The organism is Luteococcus sp. H91, assembly GCF_038433135.1.
Taxonomy (GTDB): Bacteria; Actinomycetota; Actinomycetes; order Propionibacteriales; family Propionibacteriaceae; genus Luteococcus.
The window spans coordinates 198,290-221,921 of sequence record NZ_JBCDMV010000008.1; the positions used below are offsets into that span (position 1 = coordinate 198,290).

Annotated in this window: 20 protein-coding genes; 10 read left to right on the forward strand and 10 right to left on the reverse strand. The window is 69.0% G+C overall.

What is annotated here, in order from left to right; all coding sequences use genetic code 11:
* The first annotated feature begins 26 nt into the window (after positions 1-26).
* Positions 27-1,466: an AAA family ATPase gene (locus AAEX57_RS06185; RefSeq protein WP_342091384.1), complete on the forward strand. Its 1,440-nt coding sequence runs from the start codon at positions 27-29 to the stop codon at positions 1,464-1,466.
* Between the two features lie 25 nt (positions 1,467-1,491).
* On the opposite strand, the gene lepA is transcribed toward AAEX57_RS06185, so the two are convergent.
* Entirely contained in the window at positions 1,492-3,465 is a 1,974-nt protein-coding gene (lepA, locus tag AAEX57_RS06190; protein ID WP_342091383.1) for a translation elongation factor 4, read from the reverse strand.
* A 144-nt stretch (positions 3,466-3,609) separates the two neighbouring features.
* Here lepA and AAEX57_RS06195 point away from each other — a divergent pair, with 144 nt between their 5' ends.
* The 5 genes from AAEX57_RS06195 (at position 3,610) to rpsT (ending at position 7,834) form a co-directional block, all read left to right on the forward strand.
* Positions 3,610-4,551: an ABC transporter ATP-binding protein gene (locus AAEX57_RS06195; RefSeq protein WP_342091382.1), complete on the forward strand. Its 942-nt coding sequence runs from the start codon at positions 3,610-3,612 to the stop codon at positions 4,549-4,551.
* A 33-nt stretch (positions 4,552-4,584) separates the two neighbouring features.
* Positions 4,585-5,448, forward strand: a complete 864-nt coding sequence (locus AAEX57_RS06200) for an ABC transporter permease (protein WP_342091381.1) — start codon at positions 4,585-4,587, stop codon at positions 5,446-5,448.
* Positions 5,449-5,504: 56 nt separating this feature from the next.
* Positions 5,505-6,734: a sensor histidine kinase gene (locus AAEX57_RS06205; RefSeq protein WP_342091380.1), complete on the forward strand. Its 1,230-nt coding sequence runs from the start codon at positions 5,505-5,507 to the stop codon at positions 6,732-6,734.
* Positions 6,731-7,336, forward strand: a complete 606-nt coding sequence (locus AAEX57_RS06210) for a response regulator transcription factor (RefSeq protein ID WP_342091379.1) — start codon at positions 6,731-6,733, stop codon at positions 7,334-7,336. The genes AAEX57_RS06205 and AAEX57_RS06210 overlap by 4 nt, the downstream gene beginning before the upstream one ends.
* A gap of 237 nt (positions 7,337-7,573) precedes the next feature.
* Complete coding sequence (gene rpsT, locus AAEX57_RS06215; RefSeq protein ID WP_342091378.1) at positions 7,574-7,834, forward strand: 30S ribosomal protein S20; 261 nt, start codon at positions 7,574-7,576, stop codon at positions 7,832-7,834.
* A gap of 178 nt (positions 7,835-8,012) precedes the next feature.
* Here rpsT and holA read toward each other — a convergent pair whose 3' ends face one another.
* Positions 8,013-9,020: a DNA polymerase III subunit delta gene (gene holA, locus AAEX57_RS06220; protein ID WP_342091377.1), complete on the reverse strand. Its 1,008-nt coding sequence runs from the start codon at positions 9,018-9,020 to the stop codon at positions 8,013-8,015.
* Between the two features lie 116 nt (positions 9,021-9,136).
* Between holA and AAEX57_RS06225 the strand changes: the two genes are divergently transcribed.
* The 3 genes from AAEX57_RS06225 to AAEX57_RS06235 are packed head-to-tail and all read left to right on the forward strand — an operon-like array spanning position 9,137 to position 12,203.
* Positions 9,137-9,973, forward strand: a complete 837-nt coding sequence (locus tag AAEX57_RS06225) for an N-formylglutamate amidohydrolase (RefSeq protein WP_342091376.1) — start codon at positions 9,137-9,139, stop codon at positions 9,971-9,973.
* Positions 9,970-11,169 carry a tyrosine/phenylalanine carboxypeptidase domain-containing protein gene (locus AAEX57_RS06230; protein ID WP_342091375.1) on the forward strand — a complete coding sequence of 400 codons (1,200 nt, stop codon included), beginning with the start codon at positions 9,970-9,972 and terminating at the stop codon, positions 11,167-11,169. Before AAEX57_RS06225 ends, AAEX57_RS06230 begins: the two co-directional genes overlap by 4 nt.
* Entirely contained in the window at positions 11,166-12,203 is a 1,038-nt protein-coding gene (locus tag AAEX57_RS06235; protein ID WP_342091374.1) for a glutathione synthetase, read from the forward strand. Before AAEX57_RS06230 ends, AAEX57_RS06235 begins: the two co-directional genes overlap by 4 nt.
* A 52-nt stretch (positions 12,204-12,255) precedes the next feature.
* On the opposite strand, the gene AAEX57_RS06240 is transcribed toward AAEX57_RS06235, so the two are convergent.
* The 6 genes from AAEX57_RS06240 to AAEX57_RS06265 all read right to left on the reverse strand — a co-directional run bounded on the left by AAEX57_RS06240 (position 12,256) and on the right by AAEX57_RS06265 (position 20,784).
* Positions 12,256-14,643, reverse strand: coding sequence for a ComEC/Rec2 family competence protein (locus AAEX57_RS06240; protein WP_342091373.1), 2,388 nt, complete (start codon positions 14,641-14,643; stop codon positions 12,256-12,258).
* Positions 14,630-15,562 (reverse strand): helix-hairpin-helix domain-containing protein, encoded by a 933-nt coding sequence (locus tag AAEX57_RS06245; protein ID WP_342091372.1) that lies wholly within the window; start codon positions 15,560-15,562, stop codon positions 14,630-14,632. The genes AAEX57_RS06240 and AAEX57_RS06245 overlap by 14 nt, the downstream gene beginning before the upstream one ends.
* A gap of 117 nt (positions 15,563-15,679) precedes the next feature.
* Positions 15,680-18,331 carry a multicopper oxidase domain-containing protein gene (locus tag AAEX57_RS06250; RefSeq protein WP_342091371.1) on the reverse strand — a complete coding sequence of 884 codons (2,652 nt, stop codon included), beginning with the start codon at positions 18,329-18,331 and terminating at the stop codon, positions 15,680-15,682.
* Positions 18,332-18,410: 79 nt separating this feature from the next.
* Entirely contained in the window at positions 18,411-19,097 is a 687-nt protein-coding gene (locus AAEX57_RS06255; RefSeq protein ID WP_342091370.1) for a helix-turn-helix transcriptional regulator, read from the reverse strand.
* Between the two features lie 53 nt (positions 19,098-19,150).
* Positions 19,151-19,768, reverse strand: coding sequence for a hypothetical protein (locus AAEX57_RS06260; RefSeq protein WP_342091369.1), 618 nt, complete (start codon positions 19,766-19,768; stop codon positions 19,151-19,153).
* Positions 19,769-19,788: 20 nt separating this feature from the next.
* Positions 19,789-20,784 carry a DUF4192 family protein gene (locus tag AAEX57_RS06265; protein ID WP_342091368.1) on the reverse strand — a complete coding sequence of 332 codons (996 nt, stop codon included), beginning with the start codon at positions 20,782-20,784 and terminating at the stop codon, positions 19,789-19,791.
* A 124-nt stretch (positions 20,785-20,908) separates the two neighbouring features.
* Between AAEX57_RS06265 and AAEX57_RS06270 the strand changes: the two genes are divergently transcribed.
* On the forward strand, positions 20,909-21,535 hold the full coding sequence (locus tag AAEX57_RS06270) for a hypothetical protein (protein WP_342091367.1): 627 nt from the start codon (positions 20,909-20,911) through the stop codon (positions 21,533-21,535).
* A 6-nt stretch (positions 21,536-21,541) separates the two neighbouring features.
* Here AAEX57_RS06270 and AAEX57_RS06275 read toward each other — a convergent pair whose 3' ends face one another.
* Both AAEX57_RS06275 and AAEX57_RS06280 read right to left on the reverse strand, forming a co-directional pair.
* Entirely contained in the window at positions 21,542-22,624 is a 1,083-nt protein-coding gene (locus tag AAEX57_RS06275; RefSeq protein WP_342091366.1) for a L,D-transpeptidase family protein, read from the reverse strand.
* A gap of 99 nt (positions 22,625-22,723) precedes the next feature.
* Positions 22,724-23,632: a 3-methyladenine DNA glycosylase gene (locus AAEX57_RS06280; protein ID WP_342091365.1), complete on the reverse strand. Its 909-nt coding sequence runs from the start codon at positions 23,630-23,632 to the stop codon at positions 22,724-22,726.

A 23,632-nucleotide genomic window follows, 5' to 3' on the forward strand; every position in this document is an offset into this window, starting at 1 on the left:
CAGTGGTGCCCCCTACCGTTGAATCCATGACGATGACGTCGCCCGCCGCGGCCAGCACAGACCAGATCCTCAGCCATCTCAAGACCCTGCTCGACGCCGTGCAGGAGTACACACCGGCCTCCACCACCGAGCGCCTTGTCGACCGGCTGGGTGCGCACTTCGGCTGCCCCGCCACCGATGTGGCGGTGCTGACCGAGGACGTCCCCGGCCACCGCTATGTGGATCACGACATCGCCCTGCAGATGCTGGCCGAACAGGACCCGCAGCAGGTGCTGATCGGCGTCGGCGGCGGGGACATGCGCTACCACAACTCCTTGGCGGACCTGCTGCAGAACTCCTACGGCCAGCCGCTGCCGGTGGCCCAGCCCGACTTCACCGTGCTGCCGGACTCCCCCGCCACCGAACGAACCTGCCTCGGTTACGGCATCCGGCTCTTCCACCACGAAGGTCAGCCCGTCGCCGTGCTGGAGCGCGAGGCCAACCCGCGTCGAGGTCAGGACATCGGCACCCTGGAGGTGATGAGCCCCAACCGCACCACCGCCAGCTCCGTCCTGGAGAGGATCCGCGAACTGGCCACCGAGCACAGCGTGCTGCGCGGCCAGGTGATCACGCTCAAGGACTCGGGCTACGAGCAGACGGCCCGCGGCATCACCTTCGTCCCCCGCCCCACCGTGCGGGAGGGCGACGTCATTCTGCCGGAGGGAACGCTGGAGCGGATCAAGCAGCACACCCTGGGCATCGCCCAGCATGCCGAGGCCCTTCGGGCCCAGGGGCAGCACCTCAAGCGCGGGGTGCTGCTCTACGGCCCGCCCGGCACCGGCAAGACCCACACGCTACGCCACCTGATCACCGAGGCCACCGACCACACGGTCGTCCTGCTGTCCGGCAGCTCATTGGGCCTGGTGGGGCTGGCCGCCAAGGTTGCCCGTGCCCTGCAACCGGCCATCGTGGTGCTGGAGGACGTGGACCTCGTCGCTGGGGACCGGGACCTGTCCTACGGTCCCCAGCCGCTGCTCTTCGAGGTGATGGATGCCATGGACGGCCTCGACGGCGACGCCGATGTCACCTTCCTGCTCACCACCAACCGGGTGGAGGCCATGGAGCATGCCCTGACCCAGCGGCCGGGGCGGGTCGATCTGGCCGCGGAGATCCCGATGCCCGAGCTGGCGGGACGCGTCGCCCTCTTGCACCTTTACGCACCCGATGACGCCTTCAGCGACGACGTGGTGGAGCACACCGCCGCCCGCCTGGATGGGACGACGGCCTCACTGGCCAAGGAGCTCATCCGCCGAGCCGTCCTGCTGTCCACGGTGGAGGGCACGGCCCTGGGCGACGAGCACCTGGTGCGCGCCACCGATCGGCTGCTGGATGATTCCGAGGAACTCTCCCGGGTGTTGCTGGGCGCCCGGCGCCCCGAGGCGCCCGAATCGGCACTGGTGGCGCCACTACAGTTCGGCTGCTGCTGAAACCTCCCAGGGCCCGCGCTGCCGGCTACTTCTTGGCGTCCTTCTCCTTGCCGCCCTCGCCCGTCTGCAGGGCGGCGACGAAGGCCTCCTGGGGCACCTCGACGCGGCCGACCATCTTCATCCGCTTCTTGCCCTCCTTCTGCTTCTCGAGAAGCTTGCGCTTGCGGGAGATGTCGCCGCCGTAGCACTTGGCCAGAACGTCCTTGCGCATGGCGCGAATGGTCTCGCGGGCGATCACCCGCGCGCCGATGGCGGCCTGGATCGGCACCTCGAACTGCTGGCGCGGGATGAGTTCCTTCAGCTTGCTGGCCATCGCGACGCCGTAGGCATAGGCCTTGTCCTTGTGCACGATGGCACTGAACGCGTCCACCGGGTCGCCGTGCAGCAGGATGTCCACCTTGACCAGATCGGCGGCCTCCTCGCCGGCCACCTCGTAGTCCAGCGAGGCGTAGCCCTTGGTGCGGCTCTTCAGCGCGTCGAAGAAGTCGAAGACGATCTCGCCCATCGGCAGGATGTAGCGGATCTCCACCCGATCCTCGCTGAGGTAGTCCATCCCGGTCTGGATCCCGCGCTTGGTCTGGCAGAGCTCCATGATGGTGCCGATGTACTCGCTGGGAGCCAGGATCGTGGCCTTGGCCACCGGCTCGTAGACCTTGTCGATCTTGCCCTCGGGGTATTCCGACGGGTTGGTGACGGTGAACTCCTTGCCGTCCTCCATCACCACCCGATAGACGACGTTGGGTGCGGTGGAGATCAGGTCAAGGTTGAACTCCTGCTCCAGCCGCTCCCGGGTGATCTCCATGTGCAGCAGGCCCAGGAAGCCGATCCGGAAGCCGAAGCCCAGCGCGCCGGAGGTTTCCGGCTCATAGGTGAGGGCGGCATCGTTCAGCTGCAGCTTCTCGAGCGCCTCGCGCAGCACCGGGAAGTCATTGCCGTCAATCGGGTACAGGCCGGCGAAGACCATCGGGTTCGGGTGCCGGTAGCCGCCCAGATCACTGGCCGCCGGGCGGTTCACCGTCGTCACAGTGTCGCCGACGCGGGACTGGCGGACATCCTTCACGCCCGTGATCAGGTAGCCCACCTCACCGACGCCGATCGCCGACGACTTGATCGGTTCGGGGCTGATCACGCCCACCTCCAGCACCTCATGGGTGCCGCGGGTGCTCATCATCAGGATCTTCTCGCGGTGGCTCAGTTCGCCGTCGACGACGCGGACATAGGTCACCACGCCGCGGTAGGTGTCGTAGACCGAGTCGAAGATCAGCGCGCGGGCCGGGGCGTCGGCGTCGCCGACCGGGGCGGGGATCTGCTTGACGATCTCGTCCAGCAGGCCGTCCACGCCCTCGCCGGTCTTGGCGGAGACCCGCAGCACGTCGGACTCGTCGCAGCCGATCAGGCCGGCCAGCTCGGCGGCGTACTTCTCCGGCATGGCGCCGGGCAGGTCGATCTTGTTCAGCACCGGGATGATGTGCAGGTCGTTCTCCATGGCCAGGTAGAGATTGGCCAGGGTCTGAGCCTCGATCCCCTGTGCGGCGTCCACCAGCAGGATCGCGCCCTCGCAGGCGGCCAGCGAGCGGGAGACCTCATAGGTGAAGTCCACGTGCCCGGGGGTGTCGATCATGTTCAACACATAGGTCTGGGGGGCTCCGCCCCCCAGAGACCCCCCGGAACTGCCTTGAACTCGCTCTGCTCGCGCGTCCCCATGTTCCGTGGCATCCAGGCTCGCTGCGCTCGCGGACACCACGGGGTCCTTCGCACCATCAATGGGGCCCCGGCAGGTCCAGGGCATCCGGACCGCCTGCGATTTGATGGTGATGCCGCGCTCGCGCTCGATGTCCATCCGGTCCAGGTACTGGGCGCGCATCGCCCGGGAGTCGACGACCCCGGTCAGCTGCAACATCCGGTCGGCCAACGTCGATTTGCCGTGGTCGATGTGCGCAATGATGCAGAAATTGCGAATGATCGCCGGGTCGGTCGATCCAGGCTGTGGCGCGCTCATGCACTCCCCGTCTTCGTGGTGCGTCAGGTGGGACGTGCCATCTTCTCATGCCCGCCGAGCCCGACGCACCCGTGACATCTGTCATCTGATCTTGATGGATCCGCGCACTACTCGACGGTCCGTGCCGGGGCAAGCATTGAAGACATGACGACGACACCAGACACCGCCATCACCGCCACCGGGCTGCGCCGCCACCACGGCCGCGGCAAGGACCGCTTCGAGGCCGTCCGCGGCATCGACCTGGAGGTGCGCACCGGGGAACTGTTTGCACTGCTGGGCACCAATGGCGCCGGCAAGACCTCCACCCTGGAGGTACTCGAAGGGCTGGCCCCCGCCACGGGCGGCCGGGTCAGCGTGTTGGGCCACGATCCCTACCGGGAGCGCAGCCGGATCATCGGCCGGATGGGAATCATGCTGCAGCAGGCCGGCTTCAGCGACGACCTGACCGTCGCGGAGACGGCCGCCATGTGGCATGCGACGCTGGATCGCCCCCGCCCCGTCGCCAGCACCCTGGCCGAGGTCCACCTCAGCCAGCGGACCGATGTGCGGATAAAGAGCCTCTCGGGTGGTGAGAAGCGACGGCTGGATCTGGGGCTGGCGCTGATGGGAAATCCCGAACTGCTCTTCCTGGACGAACCGACCACCGGCCTGGACCCGCAGAGCCGGCAGGTTACCTGGCAACTCATCCGCTCCCTGCTGGACGCGGGCACCACCGTCGTGCTCACCACGCACTACCTGGAGGAGGCCGAGGAGCTGGCCACCCGGCTGGCGATCATGGATCACGGCACGATCCACAGCCAGGGCAGCGTCGCGGAGATCATCGCCACCCAGAATGCCCGGATCAGCTTCGAGGTCGCGGACGCCTCCCGGCTGGCGCTCGGTGACCTGCCGGCGCTCACCACCGTCCCCCACCACACGGGTGCCCGGGTTGAGCTGGAGACCACCGAGCTGCAGGTCACGCTGGCCGCGCTGCTGGCCAGGGCAGATCAGCACCGCGTGCAGCTCGACCGGCTGGAGGCACGCAGCGCAACCCTCGAGCAGGCCTTCCTGTCCATCGCCGACGCCAGCACGCCCGTCGCCGCCTGAACCACCCACCCAGAACCGAGAAGGATAAGGACCATGACCAGCACACTCGTCCCGCCCGCCGCCACCACGGCACCCACCACCCCAGCCCGTACGGCCGCCCGCTTCAGCCCCCGTCGGCTCGGCGGCTTGGCCCTGGCCGAGCTGAGGATGATGCTGCGCAACAAGGTGAGCGTCTTCTACGCCGTCGCCATGGGGCCGTTGATGGTCTTGATGATGGCCGAGCTGCCGATCATCAAGCAGCTGGCCGACGCAATGCCGCGCGGTGGTCTGGCCACCATGCTCACCACCAACCTGGCCGTGATCGGGCTGAGCCTGGTGGTCTACTACAACCTGACCACTGCGGTGGTCGCCCGCCGTGAGGCCCTGGTGCTGAAGCGGTTGCGCTCCGGCTCGGCCAGCACGCTGGAGATCCTCACCGCCCTGGCCCTGCCCAATGTGTTGATCTTCCTGGTGCAAGTGCTGCTGGTGCTGGCGGTGGTCTCGGTGGTCTTCGGGGCGCCGACCTTCACCAACCCCGTGCTGCTGGTGCTGGGCCTGGTGTTGGGGGCAATCTTCTTCTCCCTGTGCAGCTTCCAGACCGGCGTCTCGACCCGCACCGTCGAGGCCGCACAGCTCACCACCATGCCCGGCATCCTGCTCTTCATTGCCATCTCCGGCCTGGTGCTGCCGTTGTCGATGCTGCCGGACCGACTGGAGCGGGCCGCCCATCTGCTCCCGGTGGCCCCGGTGGCCGAACTGGTGATGCTCGGCCTGAACGGCACGACTCTGGACAAGCAGAGCCACGACTTCGGCGCCAGCTGGGTGGTCGCCGCGCAGCCCGTCGGGGTGATGGTCTTCTGGATCGTGCTGAGTGCCTGGTACCTGAATCGCACCATGGCGTGGGAACCGCGCCGGTGACACCCCATGGCTTGCAACCGGTTGGGCGTGGACTCGTGGCTGGAAGACTGGACGCCATGAGTCTGCCCGACCGGTTGCTGGGCCGCACCGGACCGCAACGCTTCGACCGCGCAACCCGGGCGTCGACCGCCGTCTTCCTGCTGATGGGCCCCTTCATGGCACTCGGCGGCCTCGCCCAGATCAACGTCGTCACGCCCGGCTGGGCGCTGGTCGGCAGCGCCACGCTGGCACTGTTCGCCACCGTGCCGGCGGTGGCGAGCATCTGGCAGGCCCTGGACGTCTATCTGGGGCGAGGTGCGCCGCACCCCCGGCTGATCCCCGGCCTCCATCTGATGATCCTGCTGAACCTGCTGTGGAATGCGCTGCTTCTACCCACCGGCGGCTACGGTTACGGCACCCCGCATGCGATCGCCATCCTGGCCGCCACTGCCCCCGCGTCGCTGTTGGGGTGTCTGCTGCCCGCTCGCCGGCTCCACGCGATGATGCTCGCACTTGCGCTCTTCCCGCCCCTGATCAGCCTCGCCCGGGGCATGGACGCCCGACTGGTGGCCCTCACCACGCCCGGGCCCGTCCTGTTCAGCGTGCTGATGGCCTACACCTGCCGCTTCTCCGGTTGGATGCTGGGCGTGGTCAGTGAGCTGGAACAGGCACGCAACCTCAGCGCCCGGCTTGCCGTTGCCGAGGAGCGGCTGCGGTTCAGCCGTGACCTGCACGACGTGGTGGGCCGCAGCCTCTCGGCGATCGCGCTGAAGAGCCAGCTCGCGATCGAGCTTTCCCGGCGCGAGCGGCACGAGCGGGCCCAGCAGGAGATGACCGCCGTCCATGCCCTCGCCGACGAGGGACTGGCGGAGATGCGGGCTGTGGTGGCGGGCTATCGGAAGGCGGATCTGTCCGCGGAGCTGGCCGGTGCCCGGGCGATGCTGGTGGCCGCAGAGGTGCACCCCAGCGTGCTGGGCGACGACCTGGTGGCGGCTCTGCCGAGCCAGGCCCAGGAGGCCCTGGGCTGGGTGGTCCGCGAGGCGGTCACCAATGTGGTGCGACACGCGCAAGCCAGCTTCTGCACCATTGCGCTGGAACTCGGTGAGACGGTGGTGCTCACCGTCACCAATGATGGGGTGGGCGCTCGGGGTGGTTCGCGTAGCGGCTCCGGGCTGCTGGGCCTGGCGGAGCGACTGGCCCCCTTGGGTGGCAGTATTCGCCACGGTCTGGTGGCCGGCCATTTCGTCGTCACCGTGACCCTGCCCGTCCAGCACACCTCACCACTCCAGGAGGAGTTCCCCGGATGATCCGTGTCCTGATTGCCGATGACGAGACCCTGGTTCGAGACGCCCTGGCGTCGCTGCTCGAGCTCGACGACGACATCGACGTGGTGGGGGTCGCCGCCAGCGGCACCGAGGCGGTCGCGGCCGCCGCCCGGCTGCGGCCGGACCTGGCCCTGCTGGACCTGCAGATGCCCGGTCTGGACGGGATCGAGGCGGCCAGCCAGATCCGTGCGGTGAACCCGGCCTGCAATTGCATCATCGTCACCAGCCATGGCCGGCCCGGCTACCTGAAGAAGGCGCTGGGTGTGGGGGTGCGCGGCTTCCTGCCCAAGACGACGTCGGCCAGCACCCTGGCCAGGGTCATCCGTGAGGTGCACGCCGGAGGCCGGCATGTGGATCCGCAACTGGCGGCCGAGGCGATCGCGGCCGGTGACTCCCCGCTGACCCCGCGGGAATCCGACGTGCTGGAGTACGCCGCCGACGGCGCCCCGGTGGAGGAGATTGCCCTGCGGGCGCACCTGTCCGCCGGGACGGTGCGCAACTACCTGTCGTCGGCGGTGGCCAAGCTGGGCACCAACAACCGGCACGAGGCGATCCGGTTGGCCCAGAAGCAGGGCTGGATCTAGCAAGTCGCTGTCACCCCACGCGATGATCACTCCTTCCCCACGATCCCGACCATGACCTGCATCCTCCCCTGCTCACCAGGGGGCCGTCTGGGGGGGGTGCCACGTTAGTTGCCCCGTGACCGGATTTGAGCGTGGGGGTACCGCGCTGGTAGTGTGACCAGTCGCGTCCAATGACGCACTCCAGCAAGACCAGCAGCACCGAAACTTCCAAACCAGTCCAGTCAAAGGGTTATCCACGTGGCAAACATCAAGTCCCAGATGAAGCGCATCAAGACCAACGAGAAGGCTCGTCAGCGCAACAAAGCCATCAAGTCGGGTCTGCGCACCGCCGTGCGTCGCTTCAACGAGGCCGTTGCCGCCGGTGACAACACCAAGGCCGTCGAGCTGGCCAGCGCCGCCAACCGCGCGCTGGACAAGGCCGTCTCCAAGGGCGTCATCCACAAGAACCAGGCCGCCAACCGCAAGTCGGCCATCTCCACCAAGGCCGCCTCGCTCTGAACCGAGCCCCGCAGTCTTGATGTGAGCCCCGCCCCGGCGGGGTGACAGATCTTCACAGGCCAGCGTCTCGTCCCGACTGGGGGACGAGACGCTGGTCTTGTTGCCCGCAGTCGGCCGCCGTCCACCCCTCCGGCCCCGGTGGCAGGCCGAACCGGGGCCGTGGTGGCCCGAATCGCGCTCAACCTTCCATGCCGTGCGCCCGATCCACCGCCAGCAGCAGCTGCTCCAGGGCGAAGTGCGGATCGCTGGCGGCCCCCTTCACCTGGGCATCGGCAGTGGCCACCGCCCGCAGGGCCTGCGATACCCCGCGCGGGCTCCAGGAGCGCGACAGCCGCGACAGGTCCTTCAACTTCCACGGCGGGACGCCCACCTCCCGAGCCATCTCCCCCTCCGAGAGCCGCGCCGAGCGGGCATCCAGATACTTGCCCAGGCCCCGCAGCGACGAGGCGACGGCGCTGGTCACCAGCACCGGGGCAACCCCCGTCGACAGCGCCCAGCGCAGCTTCTCCAGCGCCGGGCCCGGACGGCCGCCCATGATGTCGTCGGCAACGGCAAAACTGGTGACATCGGCTCGGCCCGCAAAGTAGCGGGCGATCATCTGCGCCGTGACGTTCTGCCCCTCCCAGTCGCTGCCCAGCTGGGAGACCGCACCCGCCAGGGCCCGCAGGTCACTACCGACCGCGTCCACCAGGGCCTGGGCTGCCTCCGCATCCATCCCGACCTTGATCCGGCGCGCCTCCGCACTGACCCAGCGTGGCAATTCCCAGGTCTTGATCGCCGCTGCCTCGCTGACCGGAACCTTGGCCTTCTTCAGCTTGTCCAGCAGGCCCTTGCCCTTCTGGCCGCCGCCGTGCACCAGAGTCAGGCTGAGATCCTCCCCGGGATTCACCGCACTGGCCAGGACGGCGTCAAAGAGGTCCTGCGACAGATTGGCCAGATCCTCGATCACCACGACGCTGGCCGCCGAGAACAGGGAACCGCCGGTGAGTTCCGCCAACCGATTGCCCTCCAGATCAACCGCGGCCACCCTGGTCACCTCGGCGTCGGGCACCTGCTGGGTTGCAGCAGCGATCCTGGCGGCCACGGCCCGCTCCGCCAGCAGCCCCTCCGGGCCGCTCACCAGCAGGCAGGTGCCGAAGGGCGCCAGTGAATCGTTGTTGGGGCGTGCGCCGCGTTGTCCAGCCATGCGCCCAAGCATGCCAGCCCCCACCGACAGATTTCGCACCACTGTTCGCTCTGTGCGTGTTCGCCCTCGGCGTTCTGGTGGTGGTTCCATGGCAGATGGATGGCAGCGTGGAGAACATGGTTGAACCGAGCAAGGAAGTCCTGGACCGGGGCGAGGCCGTGGAGGGCTTCGAATTCCTCGGCAGTTGGGATGGCCCCGTGCTGGCCACGGCCATCCACACCGGGCATGACCTCCGCCCCGAGGTGGCCGACCTGATGGCCCTGGCTGAGGGCGACCGGCTGCGCGAGGAGGATCCCTTCACCCACCTGATCGGCCAGCTGGTGCCGGCCAGGGTGATGGTGAACCGTTCCCGCTTCGAGGTGGACCTCAACCGGGATGAGGCCGCCGCCGTCTACCGCCGTCCGGAGGACTGTTGGGGCCTGGAGGTCTGGCGCGGCGGCGAGCTGCCACCTGACGTCGCCGAACGATCGCTGGCCCTGCACCGCAGCTTCTACGCCGCCCTGGCGGAGCGCTTGGACGAGCTGGCCGAGCGCGGGCCCTTTGTGCTCTACGACGTGCACTCCTACAACCACCGTCGCGACGGGGCCGATGCCCCCAGCTCTCCGCAGCAGGAGAATCCGGACGTGAACGTCGGCACCGGCTCCCTGGACCGCGAGCTGTGGGGCGACGTGGTGGACGCCTTCTGCGGGAGCCTGAGCATTTCCGACGATCCCCAGCCGCTCGACGTGCGGGAGAATGTCCGCTTCCGTGGCGCCCACCTGGCCGCCTGGGTGCACGGCCGGTACCCGGGCCGTGGTTGCGCCCTGGCCCTGGAGTTCAAGAAGACCTTCATGGACGAGTGGACGGGCTCCTTCGATCCGGATCGAGTGGCCCAGCTCTCCCGGGCGCTGGAGGGAACCCTTGCCCCGGTGACCGAGGCGCTGCGCCGCGGTCATGGTCTGGACGCCCCATGACGAAGAGCGCCACCGAGACCCGTGGCGAGGTGTTGGCCGACACGGATCGGCGGGTGGATCTGGAACTGGCCCGGGTGGCGGAGACCTTCCGCTTCCTGCTGGACCTCACCCCCGTCGATGCGGCCGACTGCCGTCGGCGTTGGTTGGACGGTGACACCAGCGACCCGGTCTTCAGTTACCGCGAACTGTCCACCGACCCGGATGTGGCCCTGGCCACCCTCGACCGGATCGATCTGTCGGCGGTGCAGAACCCCACCATCGCCACGCTGCTGGGCACCAAGCAACGCGAACTGCGTCTGCAGGCGGAGTTGCTGCGCGCCCGCAACACCCCAGACTTCCAGCCGCTGGCCGTGGAGCTCTTCGGCGGCGTGAGCCCGGAGCTGCGCCACGCCGCCCTGGAGATCCTGGAGGCGGTCAGCACCGAGCCGGAGCCCTCGGATCCGGTGGGCGCCGAGGAATTCCATGCCTTGGCCCAGGCGGAGATCGACTGGTACCGGGAACAGTTCCCGGACGTGGTGATGCATGCCGAGCTCCGCGATGACGTCAACGGCGTTCTGGTCAGCGGTGATTCGCTGCTGATCGGCCGGCAGACGACCGTCCAGCGTCGGCGGGCCACCGCGCTGCTGCAACACGAGGTCGGCACCCACCTGGTGACCCAGGTCAACGGCGCGGCCCAGCCGTTGCGCTGTCTTGGCGCCGGGCTGGCCGGCTATGACGAGACGCAGGAAGGTCTCGCGGTGCTCGCGGAGATCGCCGTCGGCGAGCTGACCCGCACCCGGCTGCGCCAGCTGGCGGGACGGGTGCTGACCGTCGATGCACTGCTCGCCGGCGCCGGCTTCGGCGACGCCTGGCAGCAACTGGTCAGCCGTGGCTTCCGACGCGGCAGTGCCTTCACCACAGTGATGCGGGTCTACCGCTCCGGTGGCTTCCCGAAGGATGCCTGCTACCTGCGGGGACTGCTGGACCTCCTGGTTCACCTGGAACAGGGCGGCAACCTGTCGCTCTTCTACCTGGGCAAGTTCGCCCTGGCCGACCTGCCACTGATGGAGCGGTTGGAGGCCGACGGACTGCTCACCCCGGCACGGATCAGCCCCCGATATCTGGGCGACCCGACGGCTCGGCGACGCCTGGCCAATGCTCCGCGCTCTCCACTTTCAGCCCAAACCGCCACACCCGACCCCAAGGAGAATCCATGAAGATCGGCTTCGTCGTCAACGACATCGCCACCGAACAGCCCGGTTACACCACCACCCGGCTGGCGCTGACCGCCTGCCAGTTGGGCCACGAGGTGGGAATCATCGGGCTCGGAGACTTCAACTACCTGCCCGACGGCTCGCTCGGAGCCTTGGTGCACGCCGGCTCCGCCAAGAACTATCGCTCCCACAAGCGCTATCTGGACGATGTGAAGGCCGACCCCGGCGAGCAGACCATTCTGGGCGACTTCGACGTGATCATGCTGCGTTCTGACCCCGCCAGTGACCCGGAGCGCCCCTGGGCGAGCACCGCGGGCGTGGCCTTCGGCCAGTTGATCGCCTCCACCGGCGTGCTGGTGGTGAACGATCCGGAGACCCTGGCCACAGCCATGAGCAAGGCCTACTTCCAGCACTTCCCGGAGATCGTGCGCCCCAAGACCCTGATCAGCCGCGACAAGGAGCAGATCTCCGCCTTCGTCAAGGAGCTCGGGGGCCAGGCGGTGCTCAAGCCGCTGCAGGGTTCCGGCGGATCCGGTGTCTTCCTGGTCACCAAGGAGGAGTCGCCAAATCTCAGCCAGATCATCGAGGCGATCGCCCGCGACGGCTATGTGGTGGCGCAGGAATACCTACCGGCGGCGGCCGACGGCGACACCCGGCTCTTCGTGATGGACGGCAAGCCGCTGAAGGTGGATGGCAAGTACGCCGCCTTCCGCCGCGTGAACGAGACCGCTGACCTGCGCTCGAATATCTCGGCCGGGGGCCGGATCCGCGAGGCGGAGATCACCGACGACATGCTGAAGATGGTCAATGCCATCCGGCCGAAGCTGGTCAGCGACGGCATGTTCCTGGTGGGTCTGGACATCGTCGGCGACAAGCTGATGGAGATCAATGTCTTCACCCCCGGTGGGCTGGGTAGCTCGCAGAACATCTACAAGACCGACTTCACCCCGAAGGTGATCGAGGCCCTGGAACGCAAGGTGCTGATGCGTTCCCACTACCCGCACGGGCTGCCGAACAAGGCGCTGGCCGCCATGTGACCAGGCTTGCCCGCCCGATGGTGGGACGATTACCGACCGATGGGCCGCTCGTTCAGGGCGGCCCATCGCGTTGTGCCCGGATCTGCAATGATCGTCCGTCGTTCCAGACGGTGATGTTGCCCTGCAGATCGGTACGGGCCACCCGCATGCCGCAGCGTCCCGCCAGCTGCAGTGCCTTGCCCGCCGGGTGCCCGTAGCCATTGCGGAAGCCGGCGCTGGCCACGGCCAGCCGGGCGCCGGAATCGCACCAGAACCGCTCGTCCTGCCGGCTGGATCCGTGGTGCGGCATCTTCAGCACCTGCAGTTGAGGGTGCCAGCCCTGGGCCACGACGCGCTGTTGCCCGGCCGGCTCCACGTCGCCGCCCAGCACGATGCGCACCGGTGGCTCCCCCGGACCTCCCACCTGGCCGATCCCGATGATCGAGCTGTCATTCTCCGCCGAGTTCTCCCCCTCCCCGCTGCTGGCCAGCACCGCCTGGGCGCCCACCCCCACCGTCGACCACTCCACCTGGCCGACCACATGGCGCTGCCCCACCGCGGCCCAGTCCACCGGGATACCGTGGGCGGTCACGGATCGCCACACCTGTTCGGACCCAGCGGCCGGTGCTCTGGCGGGGTTCAGCTGGACACGCCCCACGGGAATCTGCTGCAACAGCCCGTCGAGACCCTGGATGTGGTCGTCGTGGTAATGGGTGAGCACCAGGAGCGGGATGTGTTGCACGCCAAGGGCGCGCAGGCAGGCCAGGGTGGGGCCCGGCTCGGGTCCGACGTCCACCAGCACCGCCTGCCCCACACCGGCGCGCAGCACCGTCGCGTCGCCCTGGCCGACATCACAGAAGGCCACCCGCCAGGGGCCGGGCCAGCCCAGCGGCTGCGGCGCCCGCTGACTGGCCACCGCCAGACACACGGCCAGCACCACGCAGGCGGTCCGGCTGGCCAGCAGGCGCGGCACCACCGGCGCGCACAGCAGACAGACCACACTCAGCAGCGCCACCATCGACGGCGAACCGGGCCAGCGCCAGGTGGCCGCCGGCAACGCACCACCCACGGTGGCCACCCAGATGATCGGCTGCACGCACCAGCCCGCCACCCAACCGATCCATCCGGCCAGACCGCTCCAGAGCGTCGCCACCAAGGCCGTGACCAGGCCCAGCACGGTTGCCGGGCCGACGAAGGGACCGGCCAGGGCATTGGCCACCAACCCCACCACCGAGATCGACCCGCTGATCGAGGTGACCACCGGTTGGGTGGCGAGCTGGGCCGCAAGCGGAATGGCGATCGACTCCGCCAGCCAGACCGGGGCCCAGGCCATCGCGCTGGTCCACCGACGGCCCCACCACAGGATCCCGGCGGTGGCCAGGGTCGACAGGGCAAAGCCGACCGACCGCGACAGCCACGGATCCACCATCAACAGCACCCACACCGCGACGCACAGGTGCCGCAGGCCACGTCCCTGACCTCCCGCCAGCCCCACACCGGCCAGCGCCACCACGCCCATGGCACCGGCCCGCAAGACGCTCGGTTCGGCGCGGCAGACCACCACGAAGGCGACCACCCCCAGCACCCCGGTGATCCTGACCCACCAGCCACGGACCCCCACCCAGCGGGCCAGCCCCAACAGGAAGACCAGCGTCAAGGAGATGTTGGTACCCGAAACAGCAGTCAGGTGCGTGAGCGCCGTGGCCTTGAAGCTCTCCTCCAGCTCCGGATCCAACCCGGACGTGTCCCCCACCACCAGCGACGGCAGCAGGCCCGCCTGTAGCGGTGGGCTGTGCCGCATCGAGGCACGCAAGCCATTGCGAAGACCATTGATCGCAGTCGCCGCTCGGTCTGGTGGCCGCAGTAGCGTCGGCGGCGAGCGAATCGTGACGACGGCTGCCCACCGTTGCCCCGGATCGGGGTGCGACAGTCGTCCGTCGATCCGCAGTGTTGATCCGGCGGGCAGGCTCACCAGTGGCCGCGCCGCCTGCCCGGTGGCGCGGAGCTTCACCTCCACCGATTGCCGCACGGCCTCCCCGCGCCCCTCCACCAGCAGCACCCGCGCGGGGGACGACGCCGATTCTGGCAGGACCCCGCGTCGGGGATGCAACTTCACGTCGCTGGTGAGCCGCACCACCAGGGTGGCCACGGCCCGCTCGTCGGCGAGTTCCCCGGGCCGGCTGGTGGCCAGCTGCTGGCTGCGCGCAGAACCCAGGCCGGCACAGACCACCAGCACGGCCATTATCGCCACACCGCGTCGCACGTCTCCACGGCGGTGCTGCCATGCCGTGATTGCGAGCGCCAGCACCATGATCAGCATGCCGGAGGCGCGCTCCGGGCCGGTCCCCCACCACGCCCCGGCCCAGGCCACCCCAGCCAGCGGCAGCAAGCGCAGATCCAGGGCATCGGCCGTTTCGACGCTCGCATCCTGCGCAGCAGTCCCCCGCTCAGACCCGGACATGGCTGGCAATGTTGCTGTAGGTCTTCGGGCCGATGCCGTCCACCTCCTGCAGTTCCTCCACCCGGCTGAACCGGCCGTGGGCGGTGCGCCAGTCCAGGATCCGCTGGGCAGTCACCGGCCCCACCCCGGGCAGGGTGTCCAGCTGCTCCGCGGTCGCCTTGTTCAGATCCAGCACCCCCGCGGCCGCCGAGCCACCACCACCCGAGCCAGTCCCCCCGGCGGAGGTTCCGCCACCACCCGCGGTGCTGCCACCCGCACCGCCTTCTGCCGCGGCGACCTCTCCGGCGCGCCGGACCTCACCCCGGGGTCTGCCTCGGCGACCGATGATCACCTGGTCACCGTCCTGCACCGGGGCCGCCAGGTTCAGCTCGCCCGGGGCGGCGTGGGCGAGCAGGCCGCCGGCACCCCGGATCGCGTCCGAGACCCGGCCACCCGCAGCCACCGACACCACGCCGGGGCGGCGGACGGCGCCGAGCACATGTACCTGGAGCTTGGACGCGGCAGCGCTGGTGGCGGGCCCCACCGCACCCGATGCCGAGCCGGTGGGAAGACCGGCGGCTGGGGTGGGTGGCGGCACCACGGTGAGCGGCACCGCACTCGGTCTGGAGCGCAGCAGCACACCCGCCGTCAGCACCAGACCGGCCAGCAGGACGATCGCGACCGCCACCAGGTGCTCCCGGACGAAGGACACCGCCCGCTGCCTCGACGTCGGGTTGGCCATCGGCGCCATCGGATCCGCCCCATCGGCCTCGGCAAGGAAGAGCGGCTGGGTGGGGGCCTCATCCACGTCGTCAAAGACCTCGTCCCGGAGCTCACCGTCGCCGCCCCAGCCGTCCGCCCGGCGCGGCCCGAGCACCAGCGGCGGTCGGCCGGCCGTGACATAGGCCAGCCGGGCGCGGGCGTATTCGTCCAAGTCCATCACACGATTCTTCACACCCAGAGTGTGTGCAAGAGCCGCGTCTGTTGTGTCAGGCCGTCGGGCGCCTGTGGACAATTCCTCGGGAGCCGGAAACTGTGGACAACTCCGGCCCGAATCTCACGTCGTGACCCGTACGATGCCGTGGGCACCGCGCTCGGCATCCACCATCTGGTGGTTCACCATGGCGTAGTTGCCGGCCTCCGGGAAGGCGGTCTCCACGAAGCCACCCTGGCTGGCGAGCATCGCCAGCGTCTGGCTGCCACCATTGACTGCACCGGGCACTCCGGGCGTCGCTCCTTGTCGCAGCCGCCAGGCGCCCTCGAACCAGACCGAATCGAATTGCGCTCCGACGATGTGGAAGGCCCAGGACCGTTGCGGCCCGGCGTCCAGCACCCAGAAGCGCACCCGTTCCCCCACCTTCGCGGGCAGCGGGCTGCGGTCGTACTGCCCCGGGTAGCCGTTGAAGACCACTGCGTCGGGCTTCTCCGCCATGATCTTGCCCATGTCCGCCACTCCCGGGGCACCGTCGGCGTCGGCCCCGAAGTACTGCTCGCCCTGCACCAGGAGGTACTCCTTTTCCACCTCGGGCAGGTCCGGCGGATCGATCACGACGGCGCCGTACATGCCATTGGCGATGTGCTGGGTCATCGGCATGGTGGAACAGTGGTACATCCAGATGCCGGCCCGGTTCGCGGTGAATCGGTAGACCAGGCTCTCACCCGGGGCGATGGTGCGCATCGGCTTGTCCGGCGCCAGGGCACCGGCGTGGAAGTCCAGTCCGTGACCCATGCCACCGTCGTTGACCAGGGTGACCTCGAAGACGTCGCCGATCTTGCCGCGCAGCACCGGCCCGGGTGCGGTGCCGTTGAAGGTCCACATGGTTTGCTTGACCCCGGGCGCCACCTCGATCACCTCGTCGGTGACCCGCATGGTCACCTTGTGCACCTTTTCCTTCGGCGCCGGGGCCAGAACGGCGTCCCGGGGCTTCCAGTCGGTGCCGTAGTCCTTGGAGAGGTCCAGTGCCGGCGTGTTCGCCGGGGTCTCGGCGGCGCCGTGCCCGGCATGCCCCGCTGCGGCAGGGGCGCTGCCCTGCCCCTGCACCTCAACCCGGAAGACCATCCCCATCTGACGGTGTCCGGCCACCGAGCACCACCCATCGGCGGCAGCGCCGATCACGCCGGCGTCGATGGTGGCGCTCTGGCCGGGCGACAGCCGACCACTGGTGGCCCCGGTGGCCAGCACAAGGTCATGGATCATTCCCGCGTCGCGGTTCTCGACGGTGATCTCCAGCCGATTGCCCTTGGGGACAGTGACCACATCCGGGGTGAAGGTCATGTTCTCGGCGACGACGGTGACCCGGGTGGTTTCGCCGGTAGCCGCCACCAAGGAGCTTCCCGCCCGAGCACCGAACTGCCCCTTGAAGGAGACCGGATCCACCGCGGCGGCGAGCCCGGCGGCGAGCAGGGTCCAGACCAGCGCCCAGAGCATGCCGCGACGAATCCTGCCCGGGCGTGCCTCGTCCACATCCGGGGCGGTCGCCCGACGTCGGATGCGCCAGGCCCTCACCAGCAACGGGACGAAACCGGCCAGCGCGAGGAAGGCCGCGGTGGAGGTGGTCACCTTCCAGGCGGAGGCGATCGGTAGGCAGAACAGGGCCAGCGACAGGTTGACCACGCCCAGCCGGGCAATCGCGCCACGCTCGAAGACGGCGGTGGTGGCCCGGACCATCGACGGCCCGCCGCCGAGTACCACCGGCACCAGGTAACTCAACGCTCCGACCACCACCTGCAGCAGGAAACCCACCAGCAGCGCGGGAACGGTGCCGCGCAGCGCGCTGACCAGCCCCGCCGGCGTGCTGCTGGCCATCCAGTGCCACAACAACCACACCAGCCAGCCGCAGAACCACAGCTGGCCCAGCCCAACCGAGAGCACCCCGAAGGAGATGGCGCGCTTGCCCCGCCACTGCTCCGCGATGGGTTGCAACTGGGTGGCGACGCCGGTCAGGTAGACCACCGTGCCCAGCGCCCCGAGCAGCCGCCACCAGACCGGCGAGAGCGGCGCGAGCCACGGTGCCACGCCACAGGCCAGCACGCCGATCAGGAAGAAGGGCAGGGCGCAGCGGGACGCCTTGTCCACCCCGTCACCCGCCTTGGTGCGCAGCATGGTGGGCCACAGGGTGGTCAACGTTCCCCAGACCGTCAGACCAATCCAGCCCAGCACATTGAAGGCCAGGTGACTGGCCAGCAGCGAATCCGCCCAGCGGCCGAAGGGCACCGCCATCAGGCCCCCCAGGATCACGCCCACCACCAACCAGCCCGCGGCCCAGCGATACCAGGCGACGGTGTGCCCGAAGCGCGACGGCAAGCTGCCCCGCGCCTGGCGCCCCAGCCCGACGACCGCCACGCCGGCCATGCCCACCAGGAGGGTCACGCCGAGCCAGAGCGGGACGGCCCACTGCCCCACCACGCCAACGCTCAACAGGCACAAGGCCGCGTTGAGCAGACCCAGCTCGACGACCTCCCGGCGGTGTCCCCGGGGCGCGGTGCGCAGCACGGCGTCGGCGAAGTGGTTGCTCCAGACCACGATGGCATTGCTGGCGATGCCCAGGGTCACGAAATGCACCATCAACCAGATGGCCCGCGGCACGAAGCGGTGCGTGCCCACCAGTACGATCGCCCCGACGGCCCAGAAGGCCAGCGGCATGGCGGCCCGGGTGTGCCAGTCTCGGCGGGTGCCCCGTGGTCGGGCGTCACTTTTTGCAATGTCCATAGCGTGCTAAATGCTACGCGACGCCGGCCGTGCCGCTGCACCGACCCCTGCGCGAGGCACGGCCGGTCGGATGGACCTATCAGGACGCCGTGGCGTGGGGCGGTTGATGGGCGAGCGCGCCTACCTGCAGGACGCAGCCGCACAGGTGACCCATCGGTTCCAGCGTGGTGCCGCCCGAGTCATGCCCGGCGCCCTCGATCAGAGCCTCGACATATCCCAGATGGACGGCGCAGACCACGCCGGGATTCCTGCGCGCCGCCGCCAGGATCGGACAACTGCGCAGGATGATGGTCCCGTCGGCGTCCGGCTCGGTTGGCTCGAATCCGAGGCGGCCAATGATCGCGGGCAGCGCCGTCAGTTCGACCGTGCCACCCTGCTCGTACACAGTCCGCTTCCCCCAGGAGCGGCCGGCGGCCAGGGCCACCTGCTCCGCATTGGGCAGCGACGCGAGCTGCTCGGCCAGAACGTCGGAGAGCAGTTCGTAGTCCCGAGCCACATCCTGGCTGGCGCTGGTGGCGCGATACATCAGGGCGGGACGCCCACGGCCGGTGGGCGAGGAGGCCTCGCGAGCCACCAGACCCTGCTCCAGCAACGCGTCCAGATGTTCGCGGACGGTGTTGGGATGCAGGTCGAAGTCCTGAGCGATCTCACGGACTGAACACAACCGCCCCCGCTCGCGCACCGCTTCCAGCACGGCGGCACGAGCGCTCGACATCGAGAGCGCTGACGGGACCTTGGGAGGCCCGGAGGGACCGGGTGTGGACATGCGAGAAGTTTACAAGACACGGCTCTGGAGAAATTGATTGGGGGCGAGAGAATTCAGCCAAGACCCATGGTCAGGGCAGCGGCCAGGTCCGCCGGATTGTGGACGTAGCTGCGCAGGAAGCCCGCGGCGAAGGCGGCGAGCTCCTGCGGCGTGCGGATCACGCGGCCGCCCAGCACCTCCACCCGACGCCCGTCCGGCTTGACCGCACTCGCCACCATGCCGCGCGTGACCACGCACAGTCCCAAGCCGTAGGCCTCGGCCCAGTCGTCGGCGGTCTCCGCGGGATCGAGCTGGGGATCGGCGCACAACCAGGCCAGGTCCACGTCCCGGATGAAGAGCAGTCCCCCGACATCGCCGATGGTGTGCAGCAGCGCTTCCAGCTGTGGCCAGAGGCTGTCCGGATCCATGCTGTCCGGATCCATGCACCGCAACGCGTCGACGGCCAGATGGGCCGACACCGCCGCCGGCGCGCCGGCCATCAACCCCAATACCTGCCGTGCCCCGTCCGACGACAGCGCCGAGACACCCGCCACGTGAAGCCAGTCATCCGGACCCAGCGGTGGGGCCGACCCCACGGCCAACTCGGCCTGGTGGTTCTCCCCCACCAGGGCGCGCGCCAGCTCTGCCGAGCAGGCATCCTCGCCCGGGCCCTGGTAGACCACGAATCGCATGCCCCCACGCTACCCGGCCATCAGGCCGCGGCAGGACTGGCCAACCCGAAGACCTCCTGCGCTCGCAAGTCCTCCCACAACTGGGGCGGGACGGCGTGCCGATTCATGTCATCCAGGGTGTTCACCCAAACCGACGACCGGTCGATCCGGCGAGCTCTTTCGATGCAGGCGACCATCACTGCCCCGTCGCCGTTGATCCACGCCGAGAAGCCGAGCATCATCAGCGGGCCGTGTGCCCAGTCGTCCGGGGTCTGGCCCACCACCCTGGCCCACAGCTCCGCGCAGTCGGCCGCGGTTCGCCTGCCGATGCACAGCAACAGCTTGTCCAAGGCATTCACCTCACCGCTCAGCACTGCCAGCCGCGCCAGATCTTCCGGTTTGATCGGCTCATCGTGACTGCAGGCCGCAAGCAGCCGATGGTGCACATCCAGCGCCTCGGCATCCCACTCGCCCCAGCTCAGCGCTGCCAGCTCATCCTCCGCATCCAGACACCAGCGCTCCACCGGTTGCGGGCAGTCCTCGCCCGGCCCGGCCACCACAGCCACCGCTGCCTCCCGACTGGGCAACGCCACCAGACCGGCCACCACGGCCTGCGCAGCCGCGGACGTTGCGGCGAGCTCCGCAGTGCTCCCCCACCGGCCGTTGCCCTCCCCGGAGCGGGAGTGCCAACGTTCGGGCTGGACGCTCACCGAATCCAGCACCCGCTCCGGGCCCACCCAGACCTCCGCCATCGCCAAGGCCTCGTCGGCCAGGTCTTCGTTGGCAGACCAGCAGGCCAGCATCACGTGGGGGTTGGTGAAACGCTCCAGTGCGCTCAGCACGCTGTGGCGGGCGGCATCCGGTTCTTGCAGGGCCGCCAGCGGCATCGCGCCGGTCAGCTCGACGCGTTTGCCCTCCAGCACCAGGAAGACCAGCCGTTCATCTGGTTGGTAACCCAGGACGTAGGGAATCAGGGACAGGAAGTCGGCACTGTCGCGGATGGAAACTCGGGTCCGGTCATCGGTCTGCGTAGTCATGCCAAGGAGTATTGAAATCCCGTCGCGAAAAGTGGCAGCCATGCACAGTGAGTCGTTTCTGCAGCAGAAGGGAGCATTTGTGGACAACGTGCCCCCAGCGGATCCGACTACGCTGGGGGGCACCATGACGCAGCCCTACCAGCCCGGTTCCCGCGACCCTCGTCAGCCCTTTGGCCGGCAGGCGCCCGCGCCCGTCCACACCTCCCAGTTCGCCCCGCCTCCGAGCCGTCGTCCCCTGTGGGTCACGCTCGCGGTGCTGGCTGCGGTGGCCGTGCTGCTCCTGGCCGCCATCAAGATGGGGACGTCCGGCGACGCGGAACCGCAGGCCGCTCCGACCGAGACCGTCAGCGTGAGCGAACAGGATCAGCAGACCACCCAGGCCCCCACCGACGGCGCCACACCGGGCACGGGGGTTCCCACGTCCACCCGCTTCGAGAATGCCCGGGACGACAGTTCCGGCACCTTCGAGGTGCTGAACCATCGCTGGACCACTGAGGGCCTGCTCCTCACCTTGCGGGTCAGACTGGACACCGGCCAGCAGCGCCTCGGCTTCTTCGCCCTGGACAATGGCAAGACCGCCCAGAAGTACGACCCGTCGCCCACCGGACCGGACTATCTGGAAGGGCAATCGATCCTCGCCGGGCAGACCCTGACAGGCACCGTCCTGTTCGAGATGCCGCAGTCGGATGCCACCATCATGCTGGCCGGCAGCAGCGGACAGCAGGTGACGGCACTCAAGGTCTCCGGCTGAGCGGGGTCAGCGGTAGACGATCACCTTGTCACCGGTGCGCACCTGGTCGAAGAGGGCGGCGATCCCGTCGTAGTTGCGAACATTCACGCAGCCATGTGACGCGCCGTTGTAGCCCCGAGCCGCAAAGTCCGACGAATAGTGCACCGCCTGGCCGCCGGAGAAGAACATCGCGAACGGCATCCGCGTGTGGTACAGCGTCGAGACATGATCCCGCGACTTGAAGTTGACCTGGAAGGTGCCCTCGCGGGTGGGGGTCAGCTCCGATCCGAAGCGCACGCTCATCACGCTCTGCACCTTGCCATCCACCACCCAGGCCAGCTTGTCGGCGCTCTTGGAGATGCACAGGGCCCGGCCGGTCAGGCAGCGCGGGTCCAGCCGGGGCGCCACCACCTTGGGCGGCAGATTGTTCAGCTCCTCCCGGGTGGGCTGGCGGGTCATGCCGGCCAGCCGATCCAGGGTGCGCTGGTCCACCTCGCCGGTGACCGGGATGCCGCGCTTGGTCTGGAAGTCCTTGACTGCCTTGCCCGTCGCCGGGCCGTAGTTGTCGCTGACCTTGCCGGAGAACCAGCCGATCTGCTTCAGCCGGGCCTGCAGCTCCCGCACCTTCGCGCCGGTCATGCCCTGCTTCAGCAGCGCCGGGCCGGGCTTCATGATGTTGTACAGCTGGTCTCGGGTGGGTTGCTTGGTGCGCTTGACGAGTTCATTCCAGGTGGTCGCATCCACCACCCCGTTGACGGGCAGCTGCCGCTTCTCCTGGAAGCCGCGCACCGACGCGCTGGTCGCATCCCCGAAGGTGCCGGTGATCTTGCCCTCGAACCATTCGAGCTGCTGCAGGCGGTGCTGCAGTTCCCGCACCCGGTCGCCCGTCGCACCCGCCTTCAGCACCGCTACGGCGCTCGGAGTCGCCGATGCCGGTGCACTCGGACTGGCACTGGCCGGCGCCGCCGACGTCGGCGCGACGCTGGGATCCTGGGTGGAGCCTTCACTCGCCTCGGGTGCCGGGTGGGCCGACTGCTCCGTCTGTGAGCAGCCGGCCAGCAGGCAGGCTCCGCTCAACGCGAGGGCGATTCGGGCGGTGTGGCTGGGCACGTCGGGGCTCCTTAGGGCGCGGGGTGGGTGACCGCGTCCACCAGACTAGAAGACCACGGGCGCCAGCCGAGCACCCGATCGGGCTCCAGCAGTCACCCTTCAGCTTGGCAACGCCGCTGCCGGTGGTTCCGCGGCCCCAGGGGCGTGCGCGAGCACGTCCAGCAATCGCGCCCGCACCACGGCCGCCCGATCGGAGAAGGTTCGCTGTCGACGCACGTAGTCAGCGCGTCCCGCGGGCGTCTCGACGGGCACCGGATCGTATCCCCAGCCGCTCAGGTCATAGGCACTGGCCCGCATGTCCAGTTCACGGATGTCGCGCGCCAGCTCGAAGCTGTCCAGCAGCAGTGCCGAGTCGGTCAAGGGCAGCAGCTTGCCGGTCCACTTGTAGAGATCCATCCCCACATGGAGGCAGCCCGGCTGATCCAGTTCCGGCTGCCGTTCCCTCGTGGGGCGAAGCGCATTCAGCGGCTCGGCGTCGGGGGTGAAGAAGCGAAAGGCGTCGAAGTGGCTGCACCGCAGCCCCACCTGCTCCACCACCTCGGCCACCCGCTCCGGCGCGAAGCGCAGCGGCAGGTAGCCGTGCCGGGTCTGGTCGGGCTGCAGGTGGTAGACCATCGCCCACTCGTGCATGCCGAAACAGCCGAAGTGTGCCTGATTCGTCGCGGTGCTCGCCAGCAGCCGCCGGGTCCACTCCACCGTGCCGGAGCGCTTGGCCCAGAAGGCCTCGGCATCCACCGTCGAGACGCCGTCCCGGTGCCGGTAGAACCTGCGGCCGGCGTAGTCACCGTCTGGATCCTCCAGGGCCAGCCCGATGCCGGGATGCCAGCTGGCCAGCTCCCCGGGGCGCAGGTTGTAGTAGTCAAAAAGGAAGTCCTCGACGGGGTGTTTGCGGCCGGTCCGACGACGCTCGGCGACGCCGGCCAGCAACCCCTCGGCCCGTTCCCGGTGTGCGTCTCGCAGCCGATGCCAGTCCGCGGCCGCCAGGACGGTTCTGAGCTGGGCGTCCAA

Coding starts and splice junctions, on each gene's coding strand:
- AAEX57_RS06185 (WP_342091384.1), top strand. CDS start 27: ATGACGATGACGTCGCCCGCCGCGGCCAGCACAGACCAGATCCTCAGC.
- lepA (WP_342091383.1), bottom strand. CDS start 3,465: ATGAGCGCGCCACAGCCTGGATCGACCGACCCGGCGATCATTCGCAAT.
- AAEX57_RS06195 (WP_342091382.1), top strand. CDS start 3,610: ATGACGACGACACCAGACACCGCCATCACCGCCACCGGGCTGCGCCGC.
- AAEX57_RS06200 (WP_342091381.1), top strand. CDS start 4,585: ATGACCAGCACACTCGTCCCGCCCGCCGCCACCACGGCACCCACCACC.
- AAEX57_RS06205 (WP_342091380.1), top strand. CDS start 5,505: ATGAGTCTGCCCGACCGGTTGCTGGGCCGCACCGGACCGCAACGCTTC.
- AAEX57_RS06210 (WP_342091379.1), top strand. CDS start 6,731: ATGATCCGTGTCCTGATTGCCGATGACGAGACCCTGGTTCGAGACGCC.
- holA (WP_342091377.1), bottom strand. CDS start 9,020: ATGGCTGGACAACGCGGCGCACGCCCCAACAACGATTCACTGGCGCCC.
- AAEX57_RS06225 (WP_342091376.1), top strand. CDS start 9,137: ATGGTTGAACCGAGCAAGGAAGTCCTGGACCGGGGCGAGGCCGTGGAG.
- AAEX57_RS06230 (WP_342091375.1), top strand. CDS start 9,970: ATGACGAAGAGCGCCACCGAGACCCGTGGCGAGGTGTTGGCCGACACG.
- AAEX57_RS06235 (WP_342091374.1), top strand. CDS start 11,166: ATGAAGATCGGCTTCGTCGTCAACGACATCGCCACCGAACAGCCCGGT.
- AAEX57_RS06240 (WP_342091373.1), bottom strand. CDS start 14,643: ATGTCCGGGTCTGAGCGGGGGACTGCTGCGCAGGATGCGAGCGTCGAA.
- AAEX57_RS06245 (WP_342091372.1), bottom strand. CDS start 15,562: ATGGACTTGGACGAATACGCCCGCGCCCGGCTGGCCTATGTCACGGCC.
- AAEX57_RS06250 (WP_342091371.1), bottom strand. CDS start 18,331: ATGGACATTGCAAAAAGTGACGCCCGACCACGGGGCACCCGCCGAGAC.
- AAEX57_RS06255 (WP_342091370.1), bottom strand. CDS start 19,097: ATGTCCACACCCGGTCCCTCCGGGCCTCCCAAGGTCCCGTCAGCGCTC.
- AAEX57_RS06260 (WP_342091369.1), bottom strand. CDS start 19,768: ATGCGATTCGTGGTCTACCAGGGCCCGGGCGAGGATGCCTGCTCGGCA.
- AAEX57_RS06265 (WP_342091368.1), bottom strand. CDS start 20,784: ATGACTACGCAGACCGATGACCGGACCCGAGTTTCCATCCGCGACAGT.
- AAEX57_RS06270 (WP_342091367.1), top strand. CDS start 20,909: ATGACGCAGCCCTACCAGCCCGGTTCCCGCGACCCTCGTCAGCCCTTT.